The following is a 13,397-nucleotide window of genomic DNA, read 5'->3' as shown; positions in this document are numbered from 1 at the left end:
AGCAACCAGACGTATCTGGTCAATCAATCTACTCAAAGGAACCCACAAAAGGGGTTCACTTCATAAAAGCTCTACTGGCTTTCATCGGCACACTGTTGAGTTCTCAAACAACACACGCACATCCAATGATCTCGCGGAGGACCGCAAGCCATTAGAGGCTGATATTGCCTAGCTTAGTTTTGCCCACCGACCAACCCGTGGAGGACCGCAAGATCCTTACCGGAAGTTCTGGCTCGGGCAACGACGCACTACGTTACTCGGTCCGATTCGCGGTGTCAACCCGCTCGACCCGGTGGAGTTTCCGTCCCGATCAGGCTCTGAGGCCCGCTTTCGTTCCGGCCGCTCCGTGCGACAGGGAGAAAGTTACGCGGCTTCGATCAGCAAAGTCAAATCGGCTGGTCAGCGCGCTGCGACCGGTCGGAGCCACAGCGTGCGCACCACCCCGGAGAGCACCTCGTCGAGCAGTTCCTCGGGGGTCGCCGAGCGCTCGTCGCCCAGCCGGACCAGCTCGTAACCCCAGGTGCGGAACTCCCGCAGGATGACTCCGACATCTTCCCCGAAACCGCTGGTCAGAGGCCCATCGACGGCCACGATCACGCTCGGCCGGTCCTTGCGCAGCCTGCGCACCAGGCCCCCGAGCACCCGGTGTCCTCGGCCCGGGACATCGACCTTCACGACCGACAACCGCTGCCCCGCGGCCGCCCCCACGGTGTCGAGTTCCTTGTCGAGCCGGACGCCCTCGAACCGCAACTCACCTGATGTGGCGGTGGTCACGCTTTCTGGATCTTGGGGTGCGACCCGGAGTCCACCACCGGGCGCGGCCCTGCCGACCAGCGCGGCAGGGCCGTCCCATGCGGCCTTCTCCAGCACGGCCAGCCGGTCGGCGATCGCGGGCGAGACGTTCGCGGAAACGTTGTGCCGCAACAGCTTCACCGCCTCGGCGTCGGGCTCGACCGCGACGACGGTGCCGCTGGTGGCCAGGCGAGCGAGCACGCGCAGCGAGTGATAGCCGACGTAGGAGCCCACGTCGAGGAACACCGTGTCGGGCTCGATGAGCGAGTCCACGAGGTCGGTGACCTCGGGCTCCCACACCCCGTTGCTCGACAGCACGGCCGACATGACGCTGTCCTGCGCGGGCAGCCGGATCAACCCGGCGTCGCAGAGCACCAGCGAACTCGGCACCTCCGCCACGTCGGCGGATTCCACCCGTTCGTGTTGCCGCACAACGACTCTGCGCAACGCGTCGGTGGCCTTCAGGGCCTGGTCAGCCGACCAGCGGCCCAGGTCGAGGCGGGCATCGCGGTCGGACAGCTCGCGGGAGAGCCGCTCCTCCAGCGCCGCTATCCGCGCCTGGCTCGTCTCCAGCGCCTCGGACATCGCGCGAACCTGCTCCCCCACACCGGGGTCGCTCGGGCGGCTGGGGTTCTTGCGGACGAGGGCCGCGAAGTCACCGACGGTGCGCACCCCGTCGGCCACCTCCCCGCGCAGTCGCGCGACCTCTTCGCCGGTCGCCGCGATCTGCCTGCCCAGCTGCGCGTTGCGCTCGGCGACCAGGTCGATGTCGGCGCGCAGCAGGTCGGCGTCGAGCCCGGCCCCCGCCGCGGTGATGCGGTCCTGGCGCTCGACCAGTCCCGCAGCCGTGCGCTCCATGCTGTCCAGCAGCGACGACATCACCCAGGTCAGGTGCGCGTCGTAGTGGTTGAGCACCCGCAGGACCCCGCGCCGCAGGGCGGGCGCCATCGGGATGCGGTGCCCCACGTCGACGTCGGGCTTGCGCAGGAGGGCGTGCCGCGCGGCCAGCAGCGGACGCAGCGGGTCTTCCTCCGTCGCCGCCGCGAGCGCGCGTCCGGCTCGCCAGCCTCGGTAAGCCAGTTCGATGCGCCTGCGCACCGCTGCTCCGGTGACCGACGGCGACAGCGCCTCGGAGAGCTGCGTGCGCGCCGCGGCGCCGACCTTGTCCGCCTTCGCGATGTCCTCGGCCAGGTCTGCGACGGCGCGGCCCCGGCGCTTGGCCGTCATGTCGGCGGGCAGCGCGACGCACCCGTCACCGCCCAGCAGCTCAGCGGCGAGACCACCGGTGGCGGTGATCACCGGCACTCCGCGCAGCGACGTCGCGATCAGCCACTGGTGCACGGGACCGGCGTCGGGGTGGTCGGACGGGTGGAACGACACCGCCCAGCTCGCCGCGTCGACCGCGGTCGGGAAGCGCGACTGGTCGGTGATCAGCCGCACTCTGGGGTCGCCCGCCGAGGTCAGCCGCAGGCGTTCGGCGGCCTCACTGCGCGCGACCCGGCCCGGCACGAGCAGCACGAGCCGGGCGTCCGCACGGTCGGGAAAGGCCTCGGCGAAGGTGGTGATGACCTCTTCGCAGCGGTCGGCGATGGCGACGAAGACCGGTCCGTCGCCCAGGTCGAGCGCGGCCCTGGCGGAATCGGCGTCCTCGCGGGCGCCGGGGTCGCTGATCGGCAGCGGGACCGTATGCGTGGTGACCCCGTCGGTGGGGGTCGCCTGGGCGGGCCAGGCCAACCACCGCTCGGACGCGCCGTCGGGCACGGGGGCGAGCTGGTCGCGGACGGCGATCACGTGTCGGTGCGGCGGCGCGACGACGACCGCGTCGCACAGAAGGACGACCGGATAGCGGCAGTCGTCGGCGACCGGTAGTCCGGATGCCTCGGCCGCGCGACGAACCTTGTCCGCGAGCCGGCCGTCGCCGAGGACGGTCACGCCTATCTGGTCCAGGAGAGCGACCTCGCCCGGTTGGCCGGGGACGGCGCTCTGCGGCAGCCGTCCCGAGAGCAGGCCGTCACTGGCGCACCACTCCCGGAAGGCGCTCGCCTGCGGGTCGGGGAACCGAACGCGCAGGTCGGGGTCCTCCGCCCAGACAGCGGCGGCCCAGCGCGTGGCGCCGGGCAGGTCCGGGTCGGGGCCGCAGGCCCAGCCGATGAAGCCCGCCGGGTCCGTCATCGGCGGCGGGCGGTCGTCGGTCGGGCCTCGGCGGGCGGCGCGGAAGCGCGCGCGAAGGCCCGCGGGGACCTCGGTGCCGTCCGGAAGCAGGCCGAAGCGGGCCGTCGGCTTCGTCCCCGGCACGTCGATATCGGCGGCGTAGGCCGCGCACAGCCTGCTGAGCAGCGGGAACTCCGACAGCAGGACGCGCGGGTGGTCGGCGATGGCGGCGTTGAACAGCCACGGCCGCACCGGGTCGAACCCGGTGAAGTCGACCGTGCGCAGCGGCGCGCCCGCCGCGGTCATCGTCTGCTCCGCGGTCATCGCCAGTGGGCGCTGCGCGGCGTTCCAGCAGGACAGGCCCAGGCCGGGGTCGCGCAGGACGCGGTGGTCCACGAGCGCGGGGGCGCCGTCGAGCACCTCCGCGGCGCGAGCCGGGTCGGCGGCGGCGGCGTCGGCCCAGGCGTGCAGGAAGTGCTCGGCGCCGGGGGCGGCCAGTACGAAGCCTGCGTCGTAGACGCCTGCCGAGCGAAGTTCGGCAGGTGAGGGGCGCAGACCGTCATCGGGCAGTGGGCGCAGCACGCGGGGTACCAGCAGCAGCGCCGCGTCGGCCAGCTCGGCCACCAGGTGCTCGGCGAGCGGGGCGTAGACCCGCACGTGCGGGTCTAGGTGCAGGACCGGCTTGTCGTGCCTGGCCAGCAGCCACTCGATGAGGCGGGGGCGCAGGGCGGCGGCGGCCTCGCGGGCGGTGTGGCCGGTGGCCAGGACCGCCAGGTCGGTGACGCCGATGTCGGCGGGGCGCAGCGCCCCCGGTTCCTCAGCGTCGACCAGCAGCAGCACGAACTGGCCACCGGGGTGGTGGTCCAGCCAGGTGCGCGCGGCGACGCGCGCTGCGGGCAGGTCGACGGCGGCAGCCACCGTGCAGGCGATGACCGGTGGGGACAGGTCGGGCACCCGGCCAACCTAGTCCGTTCCGGCCGTCCAGCGCCTACCCCCGGTCGGGCGAAGTTGACTTTCGGACGAGTTGTCCACAGGCCCGAAGTTCGGGATGACCGGGCCAGGGCCGCGGCGGCAACCTGGAGATGTTCAGGTCGGGAGAGCCGGGTGGAAGTCCGGGTCCCGCCTGGCCTGGGCCAGCCGTTCGAACGCGGTGGCCACGCTCAGCACGTGGGCGTCCCGGTGGGCGCCGGAGAGGAAGGTGATGCCTATGGGCAGTGGCCCAGCCGACCCAGCGGGGACGGTGACGGCCGGGAAGCGGGCGACCGCGGCGGGAGTCGCCGAGTCGACAGGGGAACCGGGGTTCCCGATCGGCGCGGCGGGCCCGTTCGCGGGTGCGGCGATGGCGTCGAGCCGGTGGGCGGCGACGGTGCTCTCGACGGCGGCGCGGGCCAGCCTGGTGGCGGTTGGCCGGTGGTCGCGGTCGTGGGGGTCGGCGTCGACGGCCAGCTCGAAGATGTCCTGGTCGAAGCGGGACAGCTCAATCGGGTCGACACGGTTGAACTGGATCAGCTCGGCCAGGCTCGCCGGAGCGTCCGGGCGCGTGCGCAGGTACTCGTCGAGCGCGCCGCGGAACTCCGCCACCACGGCGAGCCAGGACAGCTCATCGATCTCGGCCACGTCCGGCACCTCGACGTCCACGCAGATGGCCCCGGCATCGGCGAGGGCGGCGACGGCGCCGTCGAGGACGCGATCGGCGAAGCGGCTCCCCGGGCGCCGCCAGATGCCCAGCCGCCGTCCCCGCAGCCAGGTGGGATCGAGGTCCGCGTGCACCGGACCTGCCACCCGATCCCCCTGGGGCCGGTCCCCGCCGAGCACCGCGAGCGCGGTGGCCGCGTCGGCGACGTGCCTGGCCAGCATGCCGACGGTGTCCTGGTGCGGGCTGATGGGGACGACCCCGTCGGTCGGGATCAGGCCGCCCGAGGGCTTGAGGCCGACGACTCCGCACAGGCCCGCCGGGTTGACGATGGAGCCGTTGGTCTCGGTGCCGATGGCCAGCTGCGCCATGCCCGCGGCGACGGCGGCGGCCGAGCCGGACGAGGAGCCGCCGGGCTCGTGGGCGAGCAGGTGCGGGTTGGCGGTCTGCCCGCCCACGGCCGACCAGCCGCCGATCGAGCGGGTGGAGCGGAAGTTGCCCCACTCCGAGAGGTTGGTCTTGCCCAGGACGACAGCGCCTGCCGCGTGCAGGCGTGCGACCACGGCCGCGTCCCGGAGCGGGTAGGAGCCCGCCAGGGCACGTGAGCCCGCGGTGGTGGGCAGGTCGGCGGTGTCGACGTTGTCCTTGACGAGGACGGTGACGCCGTCGAGTGGGCCCAGCGACGTGCCCGCGGCGACGCGGGCGTCGCTGGCGCGGGCGCGGGCCAGCGCCAGTGGGCTGAGGCAGAGCACGGCGTGCAGTGCCGGGTCGTGCCTGGCGATGCGGGTCAGGCAGGCCTGGGTCTGCTCCAGCGCGGACGTCGCGCCCGCGCGGCGCAGGCGCTGGAACTCGGCGATGTCCATCGGACTCCATGCGGGTCCGTGCGGGTCCGTGCGGTGATCCGCTGTCGGGTCGGTCAGAGGACGGGGAGCATCGTGCGGAGTTCGTAGGGGGTGACGCTGCGGCGGTAGGCGTCCCACTCGGAGCGCTTGTTGCGGAGGAAGAAGTCGAAGACGTGTTCGCCGAGGGTCTCGGCGAGCAGCTCCGAGTTCTCCATCTCGGTGAGGGCTTCACCGAGGTTCTGCGGCAGGTGGGCGTAGCCGGCCGCGCGGCGCTCGCGGTCGGAGAGGGACCAGACGTCGTCCTCGGCGGCCGGGGGGAGCTCGTAGCCCTCGGCGATGCCCTTGAGGCCCGCGGCGAGGATGACCGAGTAGGCCAGGTACGGGTTGCAGGCGGAGTCGAGGGAGCGGATCTCGACGCGCCGGGAGGAGGCCTTGCCCGGGGAGTACATGGGGACGCGGACCAGCGCGGAGCGGTTGGCGTGGCCCCAGCAGACCGCGGAAGGGGCTTCGCCGCCGACCATGAGGCGCTTGTAGGAGTTGACCCACTGGTTGGTGATGGCCGAGATCTCCCTGGCGTGGCGCAGCAGGCCGGCGACGAAGGCCTTGCCGGTTGCCGAGAGCTGGTAGGGGTCCTCGCTGTCGTAGAAGGCGTTCTGGTCGCCCTCGAACAGGCTGACGTGGGTGTGCATGCCGGAGCCGGGCTGGTCGGTGAACGGCTTGGGCATGAAGGAGGCGTGCACGCCCTGGGTGAGGGCGACCTCCTTGATCACGTAGCGGAAGGTCATGACGTTGTCGGCCATGGTGAGGGCGTCGGCGTAGCGCAGGTCGATCTCCTGCTGGCCGGGGGCGCCCTCGTGGTGGCTGAACTCCACCGAGATGCCCATCGCCTCCAGGGTCTCGATGGCGTGGCGGCGGAAGTGGGTGGCGGTGGCGTGGCTGGCCTGGTCGAAGTAGCCGCCGTTGTCCGCGGGCTCGGGGGGTGTGCCGTCCGAGGGGAGGTTGCTGAGCAGGAAGAACTCGATCTCCGGGTGCACGTAGCAGGTGAACCCGGCCTCGCTGGCGCGCGAGAGCGTGCGGCGCAGGACGTGGCGGGGGTCGGCCCAGGAGGGGGAGCCGTCGGGCATGGCGATGTCGCAGAACATGCGCGCGGAGTAGGGCTCGCCGCCGGGGGTCTCCCAGGGCAGGACCTGGAAGGTCGACGGGTCGGGCTTGGCCACCATGTCGGACTCGTACACCCTCGCGAAGCCCTCGATGGCGGAGCCGTCGAAGCCGATGCCTTCGGAGAAGGCGCCCTCCAGCTCGGCGGGGGCGACGGCGACGGACTTGAGGAAGCCCAGCACGTCGGTAAACCACAGCCGGACGAACCGGATGTCGCGCTCCTCAAGGGTGCGCAGCACGAAGTCTTGCTGGCGATCCATGACCGGAAGCGTAGACATCACCCGGCGGTGGGCGCTCTCTCGGCCGCTCGGTGTGACCGGATGCGCAGGGAGAGGACGGCGGCCACGGCGCAGAGACCCCCCGCCGCGTACCAGGCGAGGTCGTAGTGGCCCTGGTGATCGCGGATGAGTCCGGCGCCGAGGGCCGCGACGCCCGCGCCGACCTGGTGTGCGGCGAACACCCAGCCGAAGACGATGGGGCCGTCGGCGCCGAAGGCGCGGCGGCAGAGGACGACGGTGGGCGGGACGGTGGCGACCCAGTCGAGGCCGTAGAAGACGATGAAGGCCCACATGGGCGGTTCGGTGGTGGCGGCGAACAGGTGCGGCAGGAAGAGCAGGCTCGCGCCGCGGAGGCTGTAGTAGACGGCGAGCAGGGCGCGCGGGTCGACGCGGTCGGTGAGCCAGCCGGAGGCGATCGTGCCCGCGATGTCGAACAGGCCGACCAGGGCGAGCAGGCCCGCGGCGGTGGTCACCGGCATGCCGTGGTCGTGCGCGGCGGGGACGAAATGCGTGCCGATGAGGCCGTTGGTGGACGCGCCGCAGATGGCGAAACCGGCAGCGAGCAGCCAGAACGTGCGGTGGCGGGCAGCAGCGCGCAGGACGATGACGGCGCGGGCGGCGCTGCGAGTGGGTGGTGGCTGGGCAGGCTGGGGTTGAGCCGACGGAAGCTGGGTCTCCGACGGATGAGCGGGTGGCGTGGGGGTGGCGCCGAGGGCGGTGGTGCCGACGTCTTCGGGGCGCTCACGGAGGGCGAGCAGGACCAGGGGGACGACGGCGAGCGCGGCTGCGCTGACGGCGAGGGACGCGCTCTTCCATCCGTGGTCGGCGGCCAAGTGGGCGGTGAGCGGCAGGAACACGAGTTGGCCCGCCGCTCCTCCCGCGGTGAGCACGCCTGCGACGAGGCCCTGGTGGCGGACGAACCACCGGGAGGTGACGGTGGCGACGAAGGTGAGAGCCATCGAGCCAGTGCCAACGCCGACGAGCACCCCCCACAGCAGGAGCAGCTGCCAGCTGGCGGTCATGAACACGGTGAGACCACTGCCCGCGGCGACCAGCAGCAGCGCGCAGGCGACGACGCGGCGCATGCCGAGGCGGTCCATCAGAGCCGCGGCGAACGGGGAGATCAGGCCGTAGAGCAGGAGGTTGATCGACACCGCGGCGGAGATGGTGGCCGTCGACCAGCCGAACTCGCGGTGCAGGGGATCGATGAGCACGCTCGGCGCCGCCCGGAAGCCCGCGGCGCCGACTAGGGCGACGAAGGCGGTGGCGGCGACGAACCACGCCCAGTGCGGACGGCGAACGCGACGTGCCCGCTCCGGTGGGGTGCTCCCGGCGCCAGCCGAGGCGACGGCGGAGGCCGAGGCGGCCGGGGCGGTGGCTGGGGCGGTGACCGGGACCGGGGCGGTGGCGGCCGGGGTGACGGCGGTGGCCGGGACAGTGGTGGCAGGGGTGGTGGCAGGGGTGGTGGCCGCGGCGGTGCTGGCCGGGGCGGTGGGGGTGCTGGTGGTCGGGTCGGTGGGGGTGGGCCGTTGGGGAAGGGGCGTGTCGGCGACGGCGGGGGGATCGGGCGGGCGGGTCACGGGGTGAGCGTCGCTGAGAGGGCGTGGGGAGGCTAGTGGCCGGAGTGCCAATATGTGTCAGGATCTGGCCATGGCGCATCGGGTTGTTGTGTTGGCCGCGGAGGAGTCGGTCGGGTTTGACCTCTGCATCCCGCCGCAGGTGCTGAACGCCGCGGTTGGGGAGGGTGGGGAGGCGTTGTACGAGGTGGCGGTGTGTTCGGCGGACGGTGGGCCGGTGCGGATGACGGCGGGGTTCACCGCGCTGGTCGATCACGGGCCGGAGGTGCTGGCCGAGGCGGACACGGTGGTCGTGCCGGGGACGAGGGCGGTTGGGCCGCGGCGGGAAGGGGTGCTGGGTACGAAGTTGGCAGCGGCGCTGGCGCTGGTGCGGCCGGGGACTCGGATGGTCTCGATCTGCACGGGGGCGTTCGTGCTCGGTGCGGCGGGGGTGCTGGACGGGCGGCGGGCGACCACGCATTGGCGGTTCGCCGAGGACTTCCGGGCGCTGTACCCGAGGGTGGAGCTGGACCCGGACGTGCTGTTCGTCGATGACGGGGATGTGCTGACCTCGGCGGGGCTGGCGGCGGGGCTGGACCTGTGTCTGCACCTGGTGCGGTCCGACCACGGCAGTGAGGTGGCCAATCGGGCGGCTCGGTACTGCGTGGTGCCGCCGTGGCGGGACGGGGGGCAGTCGCAGTTCATCGACGCGCCGGTGCCGGTCGGGGACGGGTCGGGGGTGTCGGCCACGCGGGAGTGGGCGGTGGACCGGCTGGCCGAGCCGCTGGACCTGGCCGCGCTCGCCAGGCACGCGCGGATGAGCGTGCGGACGTTCTCGCGGCGGTTCCGCGCCGAGACCGGGGTGTCGGCGGGGACGTGGCTGATCCAGCAGCGGGTGCGGCGGGCGCGGGAGCTGCTGGAGGAGACCGACCTGCCCGTGGAGGAGGTGGCCAGGCTGTCCGGTCTGGGGACGGCGGCGTCGCTGCGCCAGCACCTGCGCACGGCGATCGGGGTCGCGCCGCTCGCCTACCGCAGGACCTTTCGGCGAACGGGCTGATCCGCGCGGACCCGCCGATCAGCGTGCCGGGCTGGTTCGCGGCGCGCTGAGCGGTTCTCAGGCGTCGAGTTCTACGATTCCGGGCATGGTCGCGCGCCGGGTAGTGGTTGGGATGCTGTTGGCGGTCGGGTTGGCCGCGGGATGTTCCTCCGGTGGGGAGGACACCGCGGGGCTGCCGGACGCCGCGCAGGTGCTCAAGGACGCCGCGGCGGCCAGCGGGGCGATCTCCAGCGCGCACTTCAGCCTGAAGGTCAACGGGACGGTGCCCGCGATCCCGGTGCAGGAGGCCGAGGGCGACCTCACCAAGGAGGGGTCGGCCAAGGGCACGGTCAAGCTGACGCTGATGGGCAACCTGTTCGACGGCGAGTTCGTGCTGGTCGACGGTGGCCTGTTCATCAAGGGTCCGACGGGGGGCTGGCAGCAGCTGCCCGCCGCGCTGACGTCGAGCCTGTACGACCCGTCGGCGATCCTGGACCCGCAGCGGGGTGTGGCCAAGGTGCTCGGCGGTCTCCAGGACCCGGTGACCGAGGCGCGCGAGGACGTCGCGGGTGAGTCGACGCTGCGGGTGGTCGGCACCGCGGCGCAGCAGGACGTGTCGTCGCTGGTACCTGGGGTGAGCGGGGACGCCAGGGTGACGGTGTGGGTGTCGGAGGCGACGAAGCGGCCGGTGAAGGCGTCGGTGGCGCTGCCCGACAACGCCAGCGTCGATCTCACGCTCACCGATGTCGACGTGCCGGTCACGGTGACCCCGCCCGCCTGATGACCAGCGGCCCAGCGACCCCCAACGCCACCACTGCCGGCGCGGACTCCCCTGACGTCCCCTCGCGGGGGCGTCGGATCGCGATCGGCGCGGCCGGGCTGGCCGTGCTGCTCGGGGCGCTGGACACCTACGTGGTGGTCAGCGTCATCCGGCAGATCATCGATGACCTGCGCATCCCGGTGAACCGGCTGGAGCAGGTGACGCCGATCGTCACCGGGTACCTGCTCGGCTACATCGCGGCGATGCCGCTGCTGGGGCAGCTCTCGGACCGGTTCGGCCGCAAGCTGGTGCTGCACCTGTGCCTGGGCGGGTTCGTCGCCGGGTCGGTGATCACCGCGGCGGCGCCGGACCTGACCGTCCTCGTCATCGGGCGGGTGGTGCAGGGCGTGGCGAGCGGAGCGCTGCTGCCGGTGACGATGGCGCTGGTCGCCGATCTGTGGAGCGAGCGGCGCCGCTCAGCGGTGCTGGGCGCGGTCGGCGGCGCGCAGGAGCTGGGCAGTGTGCTCGGGCCGCTGTACGGGGTGGCGGTGGCGGCGATCCCGCTGTGGACCTCCCTGCTGGGGATCTCCGGCTGGCGAGGCGTGTTCTGGGTGAATGTGCCGCTGGCGCTGCTGGCGGCGGTGGCCGTGCAGCTGACCGTGCCCGCGCGCGAGCGGCAGCCGGTGCGGGTCGATGTCGTGGGCGGGCTGCTGCTGGCGCTGGCGCTCGGCATGGCCGTGGTCGGCCTCTACAACCCGAACCCGCGCGAGGCGGTGCTGCCGCCGTGGGGCGTGCCGGTGCTGATCGGGGCGGCGGTGGCGGCCGTGGGCTTCCTGGTGTGGGAGCGGCGGGCGGGCACCAAGCTGATCGACCCGGCGGGCATCGCGATGCGGCCGTTCCTGGTGGCGCTGGGGGTGTCGGTGGCCGCGGGCGGGGCGCTGATGGTCACCCTCGTCAACGTCGACCTGTTCGCCCAGACGCTGCTGGGCCGTGACGACCGCGGCGGCGTGCTGCTCCTGCTGCGCTTCCTCGTCGCGCTGCCGATCGGGGCGGTGCTCGGCGGGTGGCTGGCCGGGCGCTTCGGCGACCGGTGGGTGACGGTCTCGGGCATGGCGATCGCCGCGGTCGGCTATCTGCTGATGTCGTTCTGGCCGGTGGACGTGCTGTCGAGCCCGCACCCGCTGGGCCTGCCCCGGCTGGACACCGACCTGGCGATCGCGGGATTCGGGCTCGGGCTGGTCATCGCGCCGCTGTCGGCGGCGGTGCTCAAGGCGGTGCCCGCGCGCGAGCACGGGGTGGCCTCGGCGGGGGTGGTCGTGGCCCGCATGACCGGCATGCTGGTGGGTGTGGCCGGGCTGTCGGCGTGGGGCCTGCACCGCTTCCACAGCCTGACCGCCGATCTGGCGGTGCCGCTGCCCTTCGGCAAGGACCCGGCGGTGGCCGAGCGGGAGCTGGCCGGCTACCGGGCCGCGGTCAACGACGCGCTGCTCACCCAGTACACCGAGATCTTCCTGATCACCGCGGCGCTGTGCGCGGTGGGCGCGGTGCTCGCGGTGTGGCTGAAGGCGGCTAGCCCTCGCAGGTGAGGTCCTCGGCGGGGAGTTCGAGGTCGAGCAGGTAGGCGATGCCGACGTCGTCCACGCACTTCTCGCCCTGCAGGAACACCGTGTGCTGCACGGCGTCGTAGGTCAGCAGCCGGGCGCTGAGCGCCTTGGCCAGGCCGACGCCCGCCTGGTACGGGGTCGCGGGGTCGCCGGTGGTGGAGATCACCAGCACCTGGGGCAGCCCGTCGACCTGCGGCTGGCGCGGCTCGGCGGTGTTGGGGGCCGGCCAGAAGGCGCACACGTCGAGGGCGGCCAGCGGCGGCTCGGTGCCCGCGATGAACGATCCCTTGGTGGCCTCGGCGACCTCGGCGGTCACCCGCTCGACCTCGGCGCGGTCGGTGATGCGCGGCTCGTCGACGCAGCGCACCGCGATCAGCGCGTCCTGGGTGTTGGAGTACTCGCCGTTCTGGTCGCGGCCGATGTAGAGGTCGGCGAGCAGCAGCATCATGGTGCCGTCGTCGTCGACCAGGGAGTCCAGCGCCTGCTGCAGCACCGACCACAGCTGGTCGTCGTAGAGCGCGGCGGCGATGCCGGTGACGACGTCGCTGGCCGAGAGCTTGCGCGACCCGACCGCCAGCGGCTTGTCTTCCATGTCCTCGATGAGCTTGTTCAGCTCGGCCTCGTCGGCGACGGCGCAGCCGCGGCACTGGGCGAGGAAGGCGTCGAGCGCCTGGTCGAAGCCCTTGGCCTGGCCGATGGCCTGCTGCACCGGGTCCTCCAGCGGGTCGACGGCGCCGTCGAGGACCATCGCGCGGACGTTGCCGGTGAACGCCTCGGCGTAGGCGGTGCCGATGCGGGTGCCGTAGGAGTAGCCGAGGTAGGTCAGCTTCTCCTCGCCGAGGGCCGAGCGCAGCACGTCCATGTCGCGCACGACATCGCGGGTCCCCATGTTGGCCAGGACCTCGGCGCCGCCGCTGCGCTCGGCGCACTTGGCGGCGAAGTCCTTGTTCTCGGCCTCGACCTCGGCGACGGTCTCCTCGGCCGGTTCCAGCCGTTCGGCGTCGGCCTCGGCGTCGGTCAGGCAGCGGATCTCCGGCTCGCTGACGCCGATGCCGCGCGGGTCGAAGCCGACGAGGTCATAGGAGACGCCCAGCTGGGTGCGGGAGTAGTCCTTGGCCAGCGACGCCGCCGACACCATGCCGGAGACCCCCGGCCCGCCCGGGTTGATGACCAGTGAGCCCTTGCGCTCGCCGGTGGCCGGGATGCGCAGCAGGCCGATGGTGATGGCGCGGCCGCCGGGATCGGCGTAGTCCAGCGGGACGTTCAGCCGCGCGCAGCGGGCGGCGCGGTTGCCGAAGGTGGCCTTGGACTGGTCGTCGTGGATGAGCGGGCGGCAGTCCTGCCAGGTCAGCGGCTGGGAGTAGAAGGTCTCCAGGCCTGCCGGGACTGCGCCCGCGGGCCCTCTGTGTTCGACCGCGCCCGCGGCGGGAACACCCTCCATGACGACGGTGCAGCCCGACAGCGGCAGCAGGACCGTGAGGAGGGCGGTCAGGAGGGCGGCGACGCGCGAACGGGGCACGGGACCCAGTCTGTCAAAAGTCCCGGACCAGGGCGGACGCGAGTCGGGCGGGGCGGGCGGGAACCGAC

At 72.8% G+C, this 13,397-nt stretch carries 8 protein-coding genes; 3 read left to right on the top strand and 5 right to left on the bottom strand.

Annotated features, from left to right (window positions below):
• Positions 1-399 precede the first annotated feature (399 nt).
• From ACFPM7_RS10165 to ACFPM7_RS10150, 4 genes are all read right to left on the bottom strand, one after another.
• Positions 400-3,897 carry an FkbM family methyltransferase gene (locus tag ACFPM7_RS10165; RefSeq protein WP_378246293.1) on the bottom strand — a complete coding sequence of 1,166 codons (3,498 nt, stop codon included), beginning with the start codon at positions 3,895-3,897 and terminating at the stop codon, positions 400-402.
• A gap of 132 nt (positions 3,898-4,029) precedes the next feature.
• Positions 4,030-5,439: an amidase family protein gene (locus ACFPM7_RS10160; protein ID WP_378246291.1), complete on the bottom strand. Its 1,410-nt coding sequence runs from the start codon at positions 5,437-5,439 to the stop codon at positions 4,030-4,032.
• A gap of 53 nt (positions 5,440-5,492) precedes the next feature.
• Positions 5,493-6,836, bottom strand: coding sequence for a type I glutamate--ammonia ligase (gene glnA, locus ACFPM7_RS10155; protein WP_378246289.1), 1,344 nt, complete (start codon positions 6,834-6,836; stop codon positions 5,493-5,495).
• Between the two features lie 17 nt (positions 6,837-6,853).
• Positions 6,854-8,434 carry an MFS transporter gene (locus ACFPM7_RS10150; protein ID WP_378246287.1) on the bottom strand — a complete coding sequence of 527 codons (1,581 nt, stop codon included), beginning with the start codon at positions 8,432-8,434 and terminating at the stop codon, positions 6,854-6,856.
• A 70-nt stretch (positions 8,435-8,504) separates the two neighbouring features.
• On the opposite strand from ACFPM7_RS10150, the gene ACFPM7_RS10145 reads away from it, so the two are divergent.
• From ACFPM7_RS10145 to ACFPM7_RS10135, 3 genes are all read left to right on the top strand, one after another.
• The gene (locus tag ACFPM7_RS10145; RefSeq protein WP_378246285.1) at positions 8,505-9,467 is read left to right on the top strand and encodes a GlxA family transcriptional regulator; all 963 of its coding nucleotides are present in this window, start codon (positions 8,505-8,507) and stop codon (positions 9,465-9,467) included.
• Positions 9,468-9,579: 112 nt separating this feature from the next.
• A complete protein-coding gene (locus ACFPM7_RS10140) occupies positions 9,580-10,227 on the top strand; it encodes an LppX_LprAFG lipoprotein (protein ID WP_378246283.1) in 648 nt (215 codons plus the stop codon).
• Entirely contained in the window at positions 10,227-11,792 is a 1,566-nt protein-coding gene (locus ACFPM7_RS10135; RefSeq protein ID WP_378246280.1) for an MFS transporter, read from the top strand. The genes ACFPM7_RS10140 and ACFPM7_RS10135 overlap by 1 nt, the downstream gene beginning before the upstream one ends.
• Here the strand turns inward: ACFPM7_RS10135 and ACFPM7_RS10130 are convergent.
• Positions 11,776-13,329 (bottom strand): alpha/beta hydrolase, encoded by a 1,554-nt coding sequence (locus ACFPM7_RS10130; RefSeq protein ID WP_378246278.1) that lies wholly within the window; start codon positions 13,327-13,329, stop codon positions 11,776-11,778. The genes ACFPM7_RS10135 and ACFPM7_RS10130 overlap by 17 nt on opposite strands.
• Positions 13,330-13,397 lie beyond the last annotated feature (68 nt).

Source organism: Actinokineospora guangxiensis (assembly GCF_042657845.1).
GTDB lineage: Bacteria > Actinomycetota > Actinomycetes > Mycobacteriales > Pseudonocardiaceae > Actinokineospora > Actinokineospora guangxiensis.
This window is presented reverse-complemented; position numbering and strand designations above follow the sequence as displayed.